General features: G+C 66.8%; 17 protein-coding genes and 1 pseudogene. 12 read left to right on the forward strand and 6 right to left on the reverse strand.

Annotated elements, in window-relative coordinates; genetic code table 11:
• Positions 1 to 139: 139 nt before the first annotated feature.
• Complete coding sequence (locus BLA15945_RS16475) at positions 140 to 694, forward strand: periplasmic heavy metal sensor (protein ID WP_059233489.1); 555 nt, start codon at positions 140 to 142, stop codon at positions 692 to 694.
• Positions 695 to 763: 69 nt separating this feature from the next.
• Here BLA15945_RS16475 and BLA15945_RS16480 read toward each other — a convergent pair whose 3' ends face one another.
• Positions 764 to 1,462, reverse strand: coding sequence for a pirin family protein (locus BLA15945_RS16480; protein WP_059233488.1), 699 nt, complete (start codon positions 1,460 to 1,462; stop codon positions 764 to 766).
• 360 nt (positions 1,463 to 1,822) lie between these two features.
• Between BLA15945_RS16480 and BLA15945_RS16485 the strand changes: the two genes are divergently transcribed.
• From BLA15945_RS16485 to BLA15945_RS16500, 4 genes are all read left to right on the forward strand, one after another.
• Entirely contained in the window at positions 1,823 to 2,605 is a 783-nt protein-coding gene (locus BLA15945_RS16485; protein WP_059236656.1) for an ABC transporter substrate-binding protein, read from the forward strand.
• Between the two features lie 217 nt (positions 2,606 to 2,822).
• Positions 2,823 to 3,512, forward strand: coding sequence for an ABC transporter permease (locus BLA15945_RS16490; RefSeq protein ID WP_021158491.1), 690 nt, complete (start codon positions 2,823 to 2,825; stop codon positions 3,510 to 3,512).
• Entirely contained in the window at positions 3,509 to 4,222 is a 714-nt protein-coding gene (locus BLA15945_RS16495) for an ABC transporter permease (protein WP_059233487.1), read from the forward strand. Before BLA15945_RS16490 ends, BLA15945_RS16495 begins: the two co-directional genes overlap by 4 nt.
• A gap of 18 nt (positions 4,223 to 4,240) precedes the next feature.
• Entirely contained in the window at positions 4,241 to 5,020 is a 780-nt protein-coding gene (locus tag BLA15945_RS16500; RefSeq protein ID WP_059233486.1) for an ABC transporter ATP-binding protein, read from the forward strand.
• 62 nt (positions 5,021 to 5,082) lie between these two features.
• Here the strand turns inward: BLA15945_RS16500 and BLA15945_RS16505 are convergent, their stop codons facing one another.
• The gene (locus tag BLA15945_RS16505) at positions 5,083 to 5,580 is read right to left on the reverse strand and encodes a GNAT family N-acetyltransferase (RefSeq protein ID WP_174992936.1); all 498 of its coding nucleotides are present in this window, start codon (positions 5,578 to 5,580) and stop codon (positions 5,083 to 5,085) included.
• A gap of 88 nt (positions 5,581 to 5,668) precedes the next feature.
• Between BLA15945_RS16505 and BLA15945_RS16510 the strand changes: the two genes are divergently transcribed.
• A complete protein-coding gene (locus BLA15945_RS16510) occupies positions 5,669 to 6,640 on the forward strand; it encodes a LysR family transcriptional regulator (RefSeq protein WP_226196673.1) in 972 nt (323 codons plus the stop codon).
• A 562-nt stretch (positions 6,641 to 7,202) separates the two neighbouring features.
• Complete coding sequence (locus BLA15945_RS16515) at positions 7,203 to 8,279, forward strand: porin (RefSeq protein WP_059236652.1); 1,077 nt, start codon at positions 7,203 to 7,205, stop codon at positions 8,277 to 8,279.
• A 139-nt stretch (positions 8,280 to 8,418) separates the two neighbouring features.
• On the opposite strand, the gene BLA15945_RS16520 is transcribed toward BLA15945_RS16515, so the two are convergent.
• Positions 8,419 to 8,757, reverse strand: coding sequence for a P-II family nitrogen regulator (locus BLA15945_RS16520; protein WP_006398637.1), 339 nt, complete (start codon positions 8,755 to 8,757; stop codon positions 8,419 to 8,421).
• A gap of 83 nt (positions 8,758 to 8,840) precedes the next feature.
• Positions 8,841 to 10,547: an NAD+ synthase gene (locus BLA15945_RS16525; protein ID WP_174992937.1), complete on the reverse strand. Its 1,707-nt coding sequence runs from the start codon at positions 10,545 to 10,547 to the stop codon at positions 8,841 to 8,843.
• Between the two features lie 108 nt (positions 10,548 to 10,655).
• On the opposite strand from BLA15945_RS16525, the gene BLA15945_RS16530 reads away from it, so the two are divergent.
• Positions 10,656 to 11,834, forward strand: a complete 1,179-nt coding sequence (locus BLA15945_RS16530; protein ID WP_174992938.1) for a GNAT family N-acetyltransferase — start codon at positions 10,656 to 10,658, stop codon at positions 11,832 to 11,834.
• A 71-nt stretch (positions 11,835 to 11,905) separates the two neighbouring features.
• Here the strand turns inward: BLA15945_RS16530 and BLA15945_RS16535 are convergent.
• Positions 11,906 to 12,114: pseudogene (locus BLA15945_RS16535) on the reverse strand (fibronectin type III-like domain-contianing protein); the annotation flags it as partial.
• A 77-nt stretch (positions 12,115 to 12,191) separates the two neighbouring features.
• Here BLA15945_RS16535 and BLA15945_RS16540 point away from each other — a divergent pair.
• Positions 12,192 to 13,010, forward strand: coding sequence for a GIY-YIG nuclease family protein (locus tag BLA15945_RS16540; RefSeq protein ID WP_174992939.1), 819 nt, complete (start codon positions 12,192 to 12,194; stop codon positions 13,008 to 13,010).
• Positions 13,011 to 13,064: 54 nt separating this feature from the next.
• Here BLA15945_RS16540 and ppa read toward each other — a convergent pair whose 3' ends face one another.
• Positions 13,065 to 13,592 carry an inorganic diphosphatase gene (ppa, locus tag BLA15945_RS16545; RefSeq protein ID WP_011352863.1) on the reverse strand — a complete coding sequence of 176 codons (528 nt, stop codon included), beginning with the start codon at positions 13,590 to 13,592 and terminating at the stop codon, positions 13,065 to 13,067.
• A gap of 225 nt (positions 13,593 to 13,817) precedes the next feature.
• Here ppa and BLA15945_RS16550 point away from each other — a divergent pair, with 225 nt between their 5' ends.
• From BLA15945_RS16550 to BLA15945_RS16560, 3 genes are all read left to right on the forward strand, one after another.
• Positions 13,818 to 15,257 carry an aldehyde dehydrogenase family protein gene (locus tag BLA15945_RS16550; RefSeq protein ID WP_174992940.1) on the forward strand — a complete coding sequence of 480 codons (1,440 nt, stop codon included), beginning with the start codon at positions 13,818 to 13,820 and terminating at the stop codon, positions 15,255 to 15,257.
• Positions 15,258 to 15,342: 85 nt separating this feature from the next.
• Complete coding sequence (locus tag BLA15945_RS16555; RefSeq protein WP_174992941.1) at positions 15,343 to 16,101, forward strand: SDR family oxidoreductase; 759 nt, start codon at positions 15,343 to 15,345, stop codon at positions 16,099 to 16,101.
• A gap of 146 nt (positions 16,102 to 16,247) precedes the next feature.
• Positions 16,248 to 17,552, forward strand: a complete 1,305-nt coding sequence (locus BLA15945_RS16560; protein WP_059233480.1) for an MFS transporter — start codon at positions 16,248 to 16,250, stop codon at positions 17,550 to 17,552.
• The last annotated feature ends 111 nt before the right edge of the window (positions 17,553 to 17,663 follow it).

Raw genomic sequence — 17,663 nt, forward strand, 5'->3', positions numbered from 1 at the left:
TGTAATGCACGGTAACCGGGCCGCCGCCCCACGTAACACCCGCCGCGACCTGCATCGCTAACCTGCGTCTTACCGGATGCGGTACTCGGCTTTCCCGGCACCGCATCGCCGGACCCTTTGGATACAAGGAGTTTCTGAAATGTATAAGAAGACTTCCCGCGTGGCCATCGCGGCCGCCACCGTGCTCGCTCTCGCATTCGGCACCGCGCAGGCCGCGCAGCCCAACGACATGCCGCCGCCGGGCGGCCCCGGCATGCACCAGATGCACGGCGGGCACGAAGGCGGCCCGTTCGGCGCGATCATGAAACTGCACGACCAGCTGAAGCTCAACGCGTCGCAGGAACAGCAATGGCAGGCGGCCGTGAACACGATGAAGCAGAACCGCGACACGATGCGCAAGAGCCACGAGCAGATGCGCGAACAGTTCAAGGCGCAGCAGAACCAGCCGATCCTCGACCTGAGCGCGATGCACTCGGCACGCCAGCAGGCCGAGCAGCAGAACGCGCAACTGCGCGAGCAGACGTCCGCCGCGTGGCTCACGTTCTACAACGGGCTGAACGACCAGCAGAAGACGATGGTCAGCACGGCGCTCAAGCAGCAGTTCGCGAAGATGGAGCAGCGCCACGAGAAGATGAAGGAGCGCTGGGAGCAGCACCGCGCGGCCGCCAAGGGCGCGTCGGCGCCGGCGCAGTAAGCCGGCGGGTCGCTTCCCGGAGCGGCACCGGAGGGGACGCGGGCATCGGCCCGCGTCCCCTTTTTCGTTTCAGGCGACGTCGAACAGCAGCACTTCGGCCGTCCGGCCGCGCGCGAACGCCACCGCCTGCACGCCGCCGATCCGCGCGCCGTCGCCGGCGGCCAGCGCGCGGCCGTTGACCTCGACGTCGCCGCGCACCACGTGCACGTAGGTGCTGCGCCCGGCGCGCACGTCGAACGTCGCCACCTCGTCGCCGTCGATCAGCCCCGCGAAGATGCGGGCGTCCGCGCGCATCGTCAGCGCGCCGTCGCCGCCGTCCGGCGCCGCGACGAGCCGCAGCCGGCCGCGTTTCTCGTCGTCGGCGAAATGCCGTTCCTCGTAACCGGGGCGCCCGCCCCGCTCGGCCGGCTGCAGCCAGATCTGCAGCAGATGCAGCGGCCGGTCGCACGACGCGTTGGTTTCGCTGTGCACGAGCCCCGTGCCGGCGCTCATCCGCTGAACGCCGCCTGACCGGACGATCGCGCCGCAGCCGAGGCTGTCGCGGTGGGCGAGCGTGCCGTCCAGCACGTAGGTCACGATCTCCACGTCGCGGCGCGGCTGCATCCCGAAACCGCGCGTCGGCGCGATCAGGTCCTCGCTCAGCACCTGTAGCGCGCCGACCGGCGGATGCGCATGCGCGGCACGGCCGGCGGAAGAAAAGCTGTGACTCGATTCGAGCCAGCCTTGGCGCGTGTGGCAGCGTTCTTCGGCGCGGCGGATCTGGAACATGGCGCGGACACTCCGGGGGCAGATTCTTTGTTCGGGTTTACCTCCACTGTAGGGGGACACCGAACGCGGCACAATCCGCCGCCGGCGCACCGCATCGTTGCACCTGCGTCGCCAATTGCCGGAATACCGGTTGCGAATACCACGATTGCCGCAACAGCCGAATCGAAGAATCGATCGATCGCGCCGGATTGCGGTTTTCCGGGTATCGCGTTCGGGTAAAATACCGCCCTTTTGGCGCTCGCCTTGCCGGCGGCCGCCATCGCCAGAGCGCCGTTCCGCGATTTTTGGCCGTCTAGAATACGCCGCGGCGCCCGGTCCGACCGGCCGCGAGCGCCCCCGAAAAGCAACAGAAGGATGGAAATGAAGAAGGCCGCCCTGTGCGCCGCCCTCGCCCTCGTGGCGGGCAGCGCCTTCGCGAAGGAGTGGAAGACCGTTCGGATCGGCGTCGATGCCAGCTACCCGCCGTTCGAGTCGACCGCGCCGAGCGGTGAGATCGTCGGTTTCGACGTCGATCTCACCAAGGAAATCTGCAAGCGGATCAACGTGAAATGCGTGTGGGTGGCGCAGGATCTCGACGGGATCATCCCGGCGCTGAAGGCGAAGAAGTACGACGTCATCGTGTCGTCGCTGACCGTCACGGACAAGCGCCGCGAACAGATCGACTTCTCCGACAAGGTGTACGACGCGCCGGCGCGGATGATCGCGAAGACCGGCTCGCCGCTGCTGCCGACGGTCGCGTCGCTGAAGGGCAAGCGCGTCGGCGTCGAGCAGGGCTCGACGCAGGAGACCTACGCGAAGGCGTACTGGGAACCGCAGGGCGTGACGATCATTCCTTACCAGAACCAGGATCAGGTCTATGCCGACCTCGGCTCGGGCCGCCTCGACGCGACGCTGCAGGACGAGCTGCAGGCCGACTACGGCTTCCTGCGCACGCCGCGCGGCAAGGGCTTCGCGTTCGCCGGGCCGGAAGTGAAGGATCCGAAGACGATCGGCGACGGCACCGCGATCGGCCTGCGCAAGGACGATACGGACCTGAAGCTCAAGATCAACAAGGCACTGGCCGACATGCACAAGGACGGCACGTACGACCGGCTGTCGCACAAGTACTTCTCGTTCAGCGTCTATTCGGCTCCGGCCCGCTGAGCGCCGACAAGAAGAAGCAACGGATGCGGGGGCGGCCCCGTGTCCGCGCAGTACAGGCAGTCAACCACGCGCCGCCCGCCCCCTTGCCCACCGCTCGCGCGACGGGCTCGCCCGGCACCGTTGCCGGGGCGGACGGTCATGATACGCACGGGGCGTTCCGCGCAGCTTGGCGGGCGCGTCTTTCGCGGCGCACTGCGTGCGCCGTCAAGGACCACATATGTTTCTACAAGGTTACGGCCCGCTGATCCTCGCTGGCACCTGGCAAACCGTCAAACTGGCGGTGCTTTCGCTTGCGCTGTCGTTCCTGCTGGGGCTGCTCGGCGCCGGCGCGAAGCTGTCGCGCAACCGCTTCACGAACGGCGTCGGCACCGTCTACACGACGCTGATCCGCGGCGTACCCGACCTCGTGCTGATGCTGCTGCTGTTCTACAGCCTGCAGATCTGGCTGAACATGGCGACCGACGCGCTCGGCTGGGACCAGATCGACATCGACCCGTTCCTCGCCGGCGTGCTCGTGCTCGGCTTCATCTACGGCGCGTACTTCACCGAGACGTTCCGCGGCGCGTTCCTGTCGGTCCCGCGCGGCCAGCTCGAGGCCGGCAGCGCCTACGGGATGACGAACTGGCAGGTGTTCACGCGGATCATGTTCCCGCAGATGATGCGCTTCGCGCTGCCCGGCATCGGCAACAACTGGCAGGTGCTCGTGAAGTCGACCGCGCTCGTGTCGATCATCGGCCTGGCCGACGTCGTGAAGGCCTCGCAGGACGCCGGCAAGGGCACGCTGCGGTTCTTCTTCTTCACGCTGATCGCCGGTGCGGTCTACCTCGCCATCACGACGATCTCGAACTTCGTGCTGATGTGGCTCGAAAAGCGCTACTCGACCGGTGTCCGCAAGGCTGACCTATGATCGAACTCATCCAAGAATACTGGCGCAACTATCTCTACACCGACGGCTATCGCATCACCGGTGTCGCGATCACGCTGTGGCTGCTCGTCGTGTCGATCGGCCTCGGCTTCTGCCTGTCGATACCGCTCGCCGTGGCGCGCGTGTCGAAGAAGAAGTGGCTGTCGAGCGCCGTGTGGCTGTACACGTACGTGTTCCGCGGCACGCCGCTCTACGTGCAGCTGCTGCTCTGCTACACGGGCCTCTACAGCCTGCAGGCCGTGCGCGGCACGCCGATGCTCGACGCGTTCTTCCGCGACGGGATGCACTGCACGCTGCTCGCGTTCACGCTGAACACCTGCGCGTACACCACCGAGATCTTCGCCGGCGCCATCAAGGCGACGTCGTACGGCGAGATCGAAGCGGCGCGCGCGTACGGGATGTCCACGTTCACGATGTATCGCCGCGTGATCCTGCCGTCGGCGCTGCGCCGCGCGCTGCCGCTGTACAGCAACGAAGTGATCCTGATGCTGCATGCGACCACCGTCGCGTTCACGGCGACCGTGCCGGACATCCTGAAGATCGCGCGCGACGTCAACTCGGCGACCTACATGTCGTTCCATGCGTTCGGCATCGCCGCCCTGCTCTACCTCGTGATCTCGTTCACGCTCGTGTGGCTGTTCCGCCAGGCCGAGCGTCGCTGGCTCGCGTATCTGCGCCCGCAAGGCAAGTAAGTTTTCGCAGGACTATTGATGAATTCCCAGACTCAGAAGCTTTTCGTCGACGATCTGCACAAGCGGTACGGCGACAACGAGGTACTCAAGGGCGTGTCGCTGAAGGCGAACTCGGGCGACGTGATCAGCGTGATCGGCTCGTCCGGTTCCGGCAAGAGCACGATGCTGCGCTGTATCAACTTCCTCGAGCAGCCGAATGCAGGCCGCATCGTCGTCGACGGCGAGGAAGTACGCACGACGCCCGACAAGACGGGCGCCCTGCGCGCCGCCGATTCGAAGCAGCTGCAGCGCGTGCGCACCAAGCTGTCGATGGTGTTCCAGCACTTCAACCTCTGGTCGCACATGAACGTGCTCGAGAACGTGATGGAAGCGCCCGTAAACGTGCTCGGCATCCCGAAGAAGGAAGCCGAGGCGCGCGCGCGCGAATATCTCGAGAAGGTCGGGCTCGCGCCGCGCGTCGAGAAGCAGTATCCGTCGCATCTGTCCGGCGGTCAGCAGCAGCGCGTCGCGATCGCGCGCGCGCTCGCGATGCATCCGGACGTGATGCTGTTCGACGAGCCGACGTCGGCGCTCGACCCGGAACTGGTGGGCGAAGTGCTGAAGGTGATGCAGAAGCTGGCCGAGGAAGGCCGCACGATGATCGTCGTCACGCACGAGATGGGCTTTGCGCGCAACGTATCGAACCACGTGATGTTCCTGCATCAGGGCCGCGTCGAGGAAGAAGGCGTGCCGTCCGAGGTGTTTGCGAATCCGAAGAGCGAACGCCTGCGCGGGTTCCTGTCGGGCAGCCTCAAGTAACACGCACGAAACACACGAACGCACGACGTTCGAACGGGCGCCCCGCGGCGCCCGTTTTGCGTTTACGCGGCGCTCACCGGCGCGCTGTCGGCGAACGCGCGCAGTTCGTCGCCCGCCAGCCGGTAACGCACCCATTCGCTCTGCGGCGCCGCGCCGACGCTCTCGTAGAAGCGGATCGCCGGCTCGTTCCAGTCGAGCACGCTCCATTCGAAACGCCCGCAGCCGGATTCGACCGCGATCCGCGCAAGCGCCTTCAGCAGCCGCAGCCCGGCACCCGCGCCGCGAAAGCGCGGCGACACGTACAGATCCTCGAGATACAGCCCCTGCCGCGCAAGCCACGTCGAATACGAGAAGAAATACACGGCGAAGCCGGCCGGCTCGCCATCGACCTCGCACATCAGCGCGCGCGCCGGCGAGCCTTCGCCGAACAGGCTGCGCTCGAGCGACGCAGGCGTGGCGATCACTTCGTGCTCCGCCTTCTCGTAGACGGCCAGCTCGGTAATGAAACGCAGGATCAGCGGTACGTCGGCGACGGTCGCGGAACGGATATCGATTTGCACGGGTTGAGCCCTCCTCCGGCCCGGATGTGAAACGGAAGGCGGCAACGCGCAACCGCGCTGGCGCCGATCAAACCATCATGCTACGTTCATGCCACAACTGCAGGAAGTGCAGTTTCTTCATCCAGACATGAACATGATGCATCCCGATCTGCGCCGCCTCGACCTGAACCTGCTGCTCGTGTTCGACGCGCTGTACCGCCACCGCTCGGTCGCGGCGGCCGCGCACGAGCTCGCATTGAGCCCGTCCGCGTTGAGCCATGCGCTCGCGCGGCTGCGCGACGCGATCGGCGATGCGCTGTTCGTGCGCCTCGGCAACGAGATGCAGCCGACCGTACGCGCCGACGACATCGCCACATGGGCCGGCGATGCGCTCGACGCAATGTCGAAGGGGCTCGCCCGCGCGGGCCGCTTCGATCCCGCACAAAGCGACCGCACGTTCGTGTTCGCCGCGACCGACTACACGGCGTTCGCGGTGCTGCCGGCGTTCCTCGCGCGGATCCAGCATGTCGCACCGCACTTGCGGATCCGCGTCGTGCATTCCGACCGGAAGATATCCGTCGACGCGCTCGCGGCCGGCCGCATCGACTTCGCGCTCGGCTATCACGAGGAATCGGCGGCCGATGCGTCGGGCATCGAGGATTTCGACTGGTTCTCCGACGACTACGTCGTGATCGCGAGCGCCTCGCACCCGTCGATCCGCCGGCGGCTGACGCTCGATCAGTACCTGGCCGCCCGTCACGTGGTCGTCACGCCGTGGAACGAATCGCGCGGCGTCGTCGACTACGTGCTCGACCGGCTCGGCCTCGCGCGGCACGTGGCCGTGCAATTGCCGACCGTGCTGGCCGCGCCGTTCGTGATCGCGGAATCCGAACTGCTGATGACCGTGCCGAACCGCGCGGCGCAGGCGCTGCAGCACGCGGCGCCGATCCGCATCTTCGCTGCGCCATTCGAAATCCCGCGCTACACGGTGAAGGTCTACTCGCACGCTAAGCATGCGCGCACCGATGCGCATCGCTGGATTCGCGCGCAGTTGCACGACGCACGGCCGGGCCCCGGCTGAACGCAGCGCATCGGGGCCGCGCGCCTTGTGCAACGGGCGTTTCAGGCATGGCCGGCGGTGGCAGAAACCGCCCGATTCATTACGAAATACTTACCCATTTCGCGACTTTCGCGCCTACGCCCGCACTTCCGCAACGTCAATAGTGGCAATCCTTGACCCATGTTCGCGGAATTCGTGTCTCCCTTGCCAGACAAGGGTTTTCCGTTAATTGCTAACCCTCGGTGCACCTGTTGCGCACCGTGTTGCATGGCAATTTGGCGACAGCGGTTAGTCAAACAACGATTTCCATCGCCACAAAATTGTATTTTTGCTAAATTAGTAACCAAAGTAGCAAAACGAAGTTCGTGAAATGTAGTTTAGCTTCACGACACTACAAGGAGACCCCGCAGGCCGACCCGGCTGCGCGGGACTGCTCAACGGTTTTTCCGTCCGCTTGCCCGCGTGCTGCGCTTACCGGCCCTGCGCGAGGTCTCCCTGGTTATCCCGCTTTTGCCCGGCGCTTGTCGCTCCGGGCATCTCGTGCAGTTCTGGGTTGACTTTTTGACAGGGTATGGAGGAGACGATGAAGAAAGCTTTGGTCGCGGCCGCGCTGATGGCTGCTGGGGTGGTGACGGCGCACGCGCAGAGCAGCGTCACGCTGTATGGCCGCCTGGATGCAGGCATCGAGTACATGAACGGCCTGCAAAACGGCCACCAAGTGCGCGCGGAAAGCGGCGACTGGGGCACGAGCCTGTGGGGCTTGAAGGGTAGTGAAGACATCGGTGGCGGCAACAAGGTCCTGTTCCACCTCGAAGGCGCGTTCAACACGATGACCGGCGGCTTCAGCGGCTCGATCTGGGATCGTTATGCGACGGTCGGTATCTCGAACGACCGCTACGGTACGCTGCTGTTGGGTCGCGAGCTCGCGATCGCCAACGGCGTGTGGGACTTCGATCCGTTCGGCCAGTCGGCCTGGTCGACCGCATCGCTCGTGCGCGGCCGCAACTGGAACAAGACCAGCAACAACGTGTCGTACCAGTCGCCGCAGTTCTACGGCCTCGACTTCTACGGCCAGTTCTCGTTCTCGAACTCGACCAGCTTCAACGGCAACACGACGGCCGGCCAACCGGGCCGTGCAGCCGGCGCACAGGTCACCTACACGAACTCGCTGTTCCAGTTGCGCGGCATCTACGACGAAACGCGCGACAGCAACGGCCGCTTCTCGGACGTGTTCAACTACTCGCGTGAATACTTCGCGGGCGTGAACGTGTTCCTCGGCCAGTTCAAGGTTCAGGCGGCTTACCAGGCATCGCGCGCGGACGGCAGCGGCGGCCCGGCAGTGAACGCAGGCGTGACGGGCACCCAGCAGGTCTGGGGCGGCGTGACGTGGCAGGCCACGCCGGCAGCGGCGCTGATCGCAGCCGTGTATCACGTGAACGCGAACCACGGCGGCGGCAACGCGAACATCTACACGGTCGGCGGCTCGTACAACATCTCGAAGCGCACGCTGTTCGACCTGCAGGTCGCGACGGTGCGCAACAGCAAGAACGCCAACTTCGGCCTGAACGCGAACGGCGCCGGTACGGCCGTGTCGACGGGCAACCCGAATCCGGGCGGCAGCCAGACCGGCGTCTACGCCGGCATCCAGCACCTGTTCTGATCGGGCGCCGTCAAAGAACGATTCGACAACACTTTCCACGCTGCTGCGAGAGGCGCGTATCGGTGCGGTACCCAACCGGGTATCGCACCGTTTTTTATTGGCGGGCCGACTTTGCGCGGCCCATCGACGAAGTCGGCGCTCAGACGGCCGCTTCGTTCTCTTCGCCGGTGCGGATGCGGATCACGCGCTCGACGTCCGACACGAAGATCTTGCCGTCGCCGATCTTGCCGGTGCGTGCCGCGCCGATCACCGCGTCGATCACCTGGTCGACCTGCGCTTCCGCGACGACCACCTCGATCTTCATCTTCGGCAGGAAGTCGACGACGTATTCGGCACCGCGATACAACTCGGTATGGCCCTTCTGGCGGCCGAAGCCCTTCACTTCCGTCACGGTCAGGCCCGTGAGACCCACTTCGGCGAGCGCTTCGCGGACTTCGTCCAGCTTGAACGGCTTGATGATGGCGGTGATGCGTTTCATGGTGGTTGTCCCCCAATGCTCGTTTGGATGAAAAATCGCGATCCCGATTGTAAGCCTGCGAGCCGCATCCGGCCCAGCACGGCTCAATCGAGACGTTCGGTAAACCGCGACGTGACCGGGTAGCGCCAGTCGCGCCCGAATGCGCGATGCGTGACGCGGATCCCGATCGGCGCCTGGCGGCGCTTGTATTCGTTGATCTTGATGAGCCGCGTCACGCGTTCGACGTCGGCCTGCGCATAGCCGGCCGCGACGATCTCGGCGAGCGGCCGGTCTTCTTCCATGTACATCCGCATGATCGCGTCGAGCACGTCGTACGGCGGCAGGCTGTCCTGGTCGGTCTGGTTCTCGCGCAGCTCGGCCGACGGCGCGCGCGTCAGGATCCGCTCGGGGATCACGTCGCGCAGCGGGTAGTCGGCGGTTTCGTTGCGATAGCGGCAGAGCCGGTACACGAGCGTCTTCGCGATGTCCTTGATCACCGCGAAACCGCCGGCCATGTCGCCGTACAACGTGCAGTAGCCGACCGCCATCTCGCTCTTGTTGCCGGTCGTCAGCACGATCGAGCCGAACTTGTTCGACAGCGCCATCAGCAGCGTGCCGCGGATGCGCGCCTGGATGTTCTCCTCCGTCGCGTCTTCCGCGCGGCCCGCGAACTCGCCGGCAAGCGCCGCACGAAATGCGTCGAACATCGGCGCGATCGCGATCTCGTCGTAGCGCACGCCGACGCGCCGCGCCATCTCCGCCGCGTCGGTGGTCGAAATGTCGGCCGTGAAGCGCGACGGCATCATCACCGCGCGCACGCGCTCGGGCCCGAGCGCGTCGCACGCGACCGCCAGCACCAGCGCCGAATCGACGCCGCCCGACAACCCGATCAGCGCGCCGGGGAAACCGTTCTTGCCGATGTAGTCGCGCACGCCGGTCACGAGCGCACGGTACACCTGCGCATCCGTCGGCAGCTCGGGGGCGATCGCGCCGGGCAGCGGCCGCGCGCCGTCGAATTCGACGATCGCATGGCCTTCGTCGAACTGCGGCATCTTCGCGACGAGCGCGCCCTGCGCGTCGAGCACGAACGAGCCGCCGTCGAACACGAGCTCGTCCTGGCCGCCGACGAGGTTCACGTACACCATCGGCAGCCCGGTCTCGCGAATCCGCGCGCGCAGGATGTCGACGCGCACCGCCCCCTTGTTCATGTGGTACGGCGAGCCGTTCGGGATCAGCAGCACCTGCGCGCCGGCCGCCTTCGCGATCTGCGCGGCCGACGCATGCCACGCGTCCTCGCAGATGATCACGCCGTATTTCACGCCGTTCAGCTCGAACACCAGCGGCTCGGCGTCCGTCGCGAAGTAGCGCTTCTCGTCGAACACCTCGGCGTTCGGCAGATCCTGCTTGCGGTAGGTGCCGACGATCTCGCCGCCGACGATCAGCGACACGGCATTGAAGGTATCGGCAGGCGGCACGCCGCGCTCGATCGGGCGGTTTGCATTACCATCGACGGCTGGCGCGCGCGCATCGTCGCCCGCACCGCGCAACGGATGGCCGACCAGCACCGCGAGCCCGTCGAATGCCTTCAGCGCATCGGCCAAGGCGTCGAGCGCGGCGGCCGCCGCCGCGTAGAACGCGGGCCGCAGCAGCAGGTCTTCCGGCGGATAGCCGGACAGCGCGAGTTCGGGCGCGACCATCAGCTGCGCACCATCGTTGTGCGCGGCGCGCGCGGCCGCGACGATCCGCGCGACGTTGCCGGCGAAATCGCCGACGGTGACGTTGATCTGGGCGAGAGCGAGTCGGGTCTTCATGGCGGGATCGGCGCAACCCGGCGGCGCGCCCTGAACGGCTGACGAAATCGACCCGGGCGCGGCCGCAGCGGCACGCATCCGGCAACATCCAACGGTACGGATTCACGCTTGAAACACGAACGCATCGATTATCGCACGGGCATCCTGTCGTCCCCCGCCGAGGTGCCGGCCGACGAATGGAACGCGCTGCTCGCGCGCGACGCGCAGCCGACGCCGTTCCTGCGCCACGAATTCCTCGACGCGCTGCACGTCGCGCGCTGCGCGGTCGACGACACCGGCTGGTCGCCGCATTTCGTCACGCTGACCGACGAGCGCACCGGCCGCCTCGCGGCTGCCGCACCCGTCTACGCGAAACAGCATTCGTACGGCGAATACGTGTTCGACTGGGCGTGGGCCGACGCGTACCAGCGCAACAACCTGCCCTACTACCCGAAGCTGCTGTGCGCGGTGCCGTTCACGCCCGTGCAGGGCACGCGCCTGCTCGCGGCCGACGACGACGCGCGCCGCCGGCTCGCGGCCACGCTGCTCGCATTCGCCGAGCAGAGCGACGTGTCGTCGCTGCACGTGCTGTTCCCGACCGGCGACGAAGCACGGTTGCTCGAATCGATGGGAATGATGCTGCGCGAAGGCGTGCAGTTCCACTGGCTCAACGACGGCTACCGCCACTTCGACGATTTCCTCGGCACGCTCGAGCAGAAGAAGCGCAAGAACATTCGCGCGGAGCGGCGCAAGGTGCAGGACGCAGGTGTGACATTCCGGCGGCTGACCGGCGATCAGATCACCGACACCGACTGGCGCTTCTTCTCGCGCTGCTACCGGCAGACCTACCGCGAGCACTTCTCGAGCCCGTACCTGAACCTCGATTTCTTCCGCACGATCGGCGCGACGATGCCGGAGAACCTGCTGCTCGTGATCGCGGAAGCCGACGACCAGCCGATCGCGAGCGCGCTCGCCGTGTACCGGCGCGGCGAGCACGGCGGCGGCACGCTGTACGGCCGCTACTGGGGGGCGATCGAGCACGTGCCCTGCCTGCATTTCGAAACGGCCTACTACCAGTTGCTCGAGTTCTGCATCGAGGCCGGGCTCGATACGTTCGAAGGCGGCGCGCAGGGCGAACACAAGCTCGCACGCGGCTTCCTGCCGACCGTCACGCACTCCGCGCACTGGCTCGCCCACCCGGCGTTTTCCGATGCGGTCGCGCGCTTTCTCGAACGCGAGACCGAGCATATCCACGCGTACGTCGACGAACTGCGCGAACACGATCCGTTCCGGCGCGGCGCCGAGTAGCGTCAGCCAGCACACCGGCATGCGGCAAGGCCACGACGGGCCTCGCCACATGCCGCACGGCTGCGTCCGGTTCAGTGCGCGGCGAGCGTCACCGTCTGCGACAGCGCCTGCGGATCGCGCGACGACGCGGCCGCCGACAGCACGGCGCTGCCCGCACCGATCCGCCATGCGTGCGCATTCGCATCCAGACCGCGAAGTGCTGCGCCGGCACCGCGACGCTGACCGTGCGGGCCTCGCCCGGCTGCAGCGCGACCCTGGCCCAGCCGACGAGCCGCTTCGGCGACGGGCACGGCGACCGGTGGCGTTGACGCGCGCTTTTTCTGAGACACTGGCGGCTTCGCATCCCGCCGCCCTGCCATGTCCTGGTTTCTGTATCTGATCGAATGCGCCGACGACAGCGTCTACACGGGCATCACGACCGACGTTGCCGCACGCTTCGACGAACACGCGTCCGGCAAGGGCGCGCGCTACACGCGCTCGCGCAAGCCGCGCGCGGTGCTCGCGTCGTTTCCGCTGCCCGACCGGTCGAGCGCGTCGCGTGCGGAATACTGGGTGAAGCGGCTCACGCCCGTGCAAAAGCGGGAACTGGCGGCCGGTTTGCGGACGCTCGAATCGGTGTTGCCCGTCGTGGTGCCGCTCGATGAAAGCGAAGACCCGGCCGGGTTGAAGGCCGGTACGCGCAGGCGCAAGAAGGTGCAGACGGAAACCGCCGACGACACGCCGCAGGCGGTTGCAACGACTCCGGTTGCCGGGAAAAACGTGAAGACCGGGCAAGTAGCCAAGTCCGCGAAGCCGGCAAAAGGCAAGCAAGCCTCGAAGACTACGAAGGCCGTGCCGGACACGAAGCGTGAGAAAACCGGCGGCGATGCAGTCGTAAAAAAAACTGCGTCGCGTAGATCGCCGGTAAAGAAGACCAGGACGTCCGAATCCGCGTCCTCGAAAAAGCAGGCGCCGGCCGCCGCCGGCAAACCCGTCGCGAACGCACGGGAAGATACCGCTCCGGCACCGGCTCGTCGCCGTGCGTCGGCCACGAAAGCCGTGAAAGAGAACGCACCCTCCGTTGCCCCGCGCCGCGCAAAACGCACGAAGGGTGCACTGGCCGCCCCGCCCCCGCCGCCTTCCACACCCGCACGCAAGAAACCCGCGCGCACAAAACAAAACCGCGCGGCCTCCTGAGGAGACACGCGCGGTTTGCGCTCCGTACGAACCGGCCGTCGGCCGGTACGCCGCTTACTTCTTGTAGTTCGCGGCGCCGTCGGTGATTTCCTTGTGCGCGGCTTCGATGCCGGCCCAGCCTTCGACCTTCACCCACTTGCCCTTCTCGAGCGCCTTGTATTGCTCGAAGAAGTGCTTGATCTGGTCCTTCAGGTACTCGGGCACGTCGTCGATCGACTTCAGGTTCGCCGTCATCGGGCAGACCTTGTCGTGCGGCACGGCAACCAGCTTCGCGTCGACGCCCGACTCGTCGGTCATCTGCAGCATGCCGAGCACGCGCGAGCGCACGATCGAGCCGGCCAGCAGCGGGAACGGCGTGATCACCAGCACGTCGACCGGATCGCCGTCGCCCGACAGCGTCTGCGGGATGTAGCCGTAGTTCACCGGATAGCGCATGCCCGTGCCGATGAAGCGGTCGACGACGAGAAGGCCCAGTTCCTTGTCCGCCTCGTACTTCACCGGATCGCTTTGCGCGGGAATCTCGATGATCACGTTGAAATCTTGCGGCAGGTCCTTGCCGGCCGGAACATGATTGAAGCTCATGAGCACTCTCTGTAGGTCGATGGGAATTCGGGACAGGGCGCCGCGGCCGATGCACCGCCGCGGGCGTCCCCCAAGGGAATGCGCCATTATAGCCAATCGACCGGTGGCGTCCGGATGACGATCGGCGCGATAATCGTTCCGGATGGTCGGTCGTCGAACCACCGGCCGCGTTGCATCGAATCGGCGTCGGCGCTGAAGCGCCCACCCTGGTACACGGGAGCAGGCATGGAAGAGGCGAAGCACTTCATCGCGGGCGAATGGACGTTGCCCGCGCAACTGGAAACCATCGCAGTCGTCGATCCTTCCGACGGCCAGCCGTTCGCGACGATCGCGCGCGGCACCGCGCCCGACATCGAGCGCGCGGTCGCCGCGGCCCGCGACGCCTTCGCGGGCCCATGGGGCGCCGCGAGTGCCGCCGAACGCGGCCGCGTGCTGATGCGGCTGTCGGTGCGCGTGGCCGATTCGATCGAGGAACTCGCCGCGATCGAGGCGCGCGACACCGGCAAGCCGCTGAAGCAGGCGCGCGCCGACGCGGCCGCGCTCGCGCGCTACTTCGAGTTCTACGCGGGCGCCGCCGACAAGCTGCACGGCGAAACCCTCCCCTACCAGGCCGGCTACACGGTGCTGACGGTGCGCGAGCCGCACGGCGTCACGGGCCACATCGTGCCGTGGAACTATCCGATGCAGATCTTCGGGCGCAGCGTCGGCGCGGCGCTCGCGGCCGGCAACGCCTGCGTCGTCAAGCCGGCCGAGGATGCATGCCTGTCCGTGCTGCGCGTCGCCGAGCTCGCCGCCGAGGTCGGGTTGCCGGCCGGCGCGCTCAACATCGTCACCGGCTACGGCCACGAAGCCGGCGCCGCGCTCGCGCGCCATCCGGGCATCGACCACATCTCGTTTACGGGCTCGCCGGCCACCGGCAAGCTGGTCACGCAGATGGCGGCGGAAAACCACGTGCCCGTCACGCTCGAACTCGGCGGCAAGTCGCCGCAGATCGTGTTCGCCGATGCCGATCTCGACGCGGCGCTGCCCGTGCTCGTATCGGCGATCGTGCAGAACGGCGGGCAGACCTGCTCGGCCGGCAGCCGCGTGCTGATCGAGCGCGCGGTGTACGAGCCGCTCGTCGAGCGCCTCGCCACCGCGTTCAACGGGCTGCGTGTCGGCCCGAGCCGCGCCGATCTCGACTGCGGCCCGCTGATCAACGCGAAGCAGCAGCAGCGCGTATGGGATTTCCTGTCCGACGCGCAGCACGACGGCATTCCGATGGCCGCGCACGGGCAGGTCGTCGCCGACGCGCCCGAAAGCGGCTTCTACCAGGCGCCCGCGCTGTTGCGCGACGTACCGCCGTCGCACCGCCTCGCGCAGGAAGAAGTGTTCGGCCCCGTGCTCGCCGCGATGCGTTTCGTCGACGAAGACGAAGCCGTCGCGCTCGCGAACGGCACGCCGTACGGCCTCGTCGCGGGCATCTGGACGCGTGACGGTGCGCGCCAGATGCGGCTCGCACGGCGCCTGCGTGCGGGCCAGGTGTTCATCAACAACTACGGCGCGGGCGGCGGCGTCGAGCTGCCGTTCGGCGGCGTCGGCCACTCGGGCCACGGCCGCGAGAAAGGCTTCGAGGCGCTGTACGGCTTCACCACGCTGAAGACGATCGCGATCCGGCACGGCTGAACCCGCGGCGCGCGACATGCGGCCGGCAGCGCCCGGCCGCCGATCGCTACACGGCGACTCTCATCACCAGCACAGGAGACACACCATGCGGTTGAGCGGCAAGACGGCCATCGTCACGGGCGGCGGCTCGGGTTTCGGCGAAGGCATCGCGAAGACGTATGCGCGCGAAGGCGCGAACGTCGTCGTCAACGACCTGAACGGCGCGGCGGCCGAGCGTGTCGCGAGCGAGATCGCGCTCGCGGGCGGCAAGGCGATCGCCGTGGCCGGCGACGTGTCGAAGCAGGAAGACTGGCAAGCGCTGCTGCAGGCCGCGCTCGACGATTTCCACTCGGTGCAGATCGTCGTGAACAACGCGGGCACCACGCACCGCAACAAGCCCGTGCTCGACGTCACGGAAGCCGAGTTCGACCGCGTGTACGCGGTCAACATGAAAAGCCTGTTCTGGTGCGTGCAGACCTTCGTGCCGTACTTCCGCGAGCAGGGCGGCGGCGTGTTCGTGAACGTCGCGTCGACGGCCGGCGTGCGGCCGCGCCCGGGCCTCGTCTGGTACAACAGCACGAAGGGCGCGATGATCACCGCGAGCAAGTCGCTCGCGGCCGAGCTCGGCGCCGATCGCATCCGCGTGAACTGCATCAACCCCGTGCTCGGCGAGACGGCGCTGATGACCGAGTTCATGGGCTGCGAGGACACGCCCGAGAATCGCCGCCGCTTCCTCGCGACGATCCCGCTCGGCCGTTTCTCGACGCCGCAGGACATCGCGAACGCGGCGCTTTACCTCGCCTCCGACGAAGCCGAATTCATCACCGGCGTCTGCCTCGAAGTCGACGGCGGGCGCTGCATCTAGCCGCACCGGGCAGCACGATCGCCACGCATTGCATCGCACGAATCCGGAATCGGCGCCGCGGCGCCTGTTCCGGCCAACTATAAGGACAGCGGTGCATGGGATCCAGGTAACCGCTGAAGCGCTCACTCAGATCGACAGGAGACAACATGGCAACATCGACGCAGTCGCTGCCGGGCTCGTCCGGCGCATTCGAGGAAGCAACCTATCGCAAGGTGTCGTGGCGGCTCGTGCCGCTCCTGCTGCTGTGCTACGTGGTCGCGTATCTCGACCGCGTGAACGTCGGGTTCGCGAAGCTGCAGATGGCGAGCGACCTGAACCTGAGCGATACCGTGTACGGGCTTGGCGCCGGGATCTTCTTCTTCGGCTATTTCCTGTTCGAAGTGCCGAGCAACATCATCCTGCACAAGGTCGGCGCGCGCGTGTGGATCGCACGCATCATGGCGACCTGGGGCGTGATCTCGATCCTGACGATGTTCGTCACGACGCCCGCGATGTTCTACGTGATGCGCTTCCTGCTCGGCGTCGCCGAAGCGGGCTTCTTCCCCGGCGTGATCCTCTACCTCACCTACTGGTATCCCGCGCACCGGCGCGGCCGGATGACGACGTTCTTCATGACGGCAGTCGCGCTGTCCGGCGTGATCGGCGGCCCGATCTCGGGCTTCATCCTGAAGGCGTTCGACGGCGTGAGCGGGTGGCACGGCTGGCAATGGCTGTTCCTGCTCGAAGGCATCCCGTCAGTGCTGGTCGGCGTCGTCGTGTTCCTCAAGCTCGACGACCGGATCGCGAAGGCGAACTGGCTGACCGACGAGGAAAAGGCGCTGCTCGCGCGCAACGTCGACGCGGAGGAAGCGACGAAGCAAGACCTGCCGCTCGGCGCCGTACTGGCCAGCCCGCGCGTGTTGCTCATGGCGCTCATCTACTTCTCGTTCGTGATGGGGCTCTACGGCGTCGGCTTCTGGCTGCCGACCATCATCAAGGCGACGGGCGTCACCGACACGGTCGCGATCGGCCTGCTGTCGGCGATTCCGTATGCCGCCGCGGTGGTCGCGATGATCCTGATCGCGCGCAGCGCGGACAAGCGCCGCGAACGCCGCTGGCACGTCGCGATTCCGGCCGCGATCGGTGCAATCGGACTCGTGCTGTCGGTGATCTGGGCGCACCAGACCTCGCTCGCGATGCTCGGCCTCACGCTCGCGACGATCGGCATCCTGACGACACTGCCGCTGTTCTGGAGCCTGCCGACCGCGTTCCTCGGCGGCACGGCGGCCGCGGCCGGCATCGCGATGATCAACTCGATCGGCAACCTGGCCGGCTTCCTGAGCCCGTACCTGATGGGCTGGCTCAAGCAGGCGACGGGCGCGAACGATGCGGGCATGTACATGCTTGCCGCGTTCCTCGTGCTCGGCGGGCTGCTCGCGCTGTCCGTGCCGAAGCAGCTGGTCGACAAGTGATGCGCGGCGCGTAACTGCACGCAGGGCACGCGAAGCACGCCGGCCGATCGATTGCCGGCCCCCGACAACGCCCCGGCAGCCGGAATCCCCCGGTTGCCGGGGCGTCTTCGA

The organism is Burkholderia arboris (assembly GCF_902499125.1).
Lineage (GTDB): Bacteria > Pseudomonadota > Gammaproteobacteria > Burkholderiales > Burkholderiaceae > Burkholderia > Burkholderia arboris.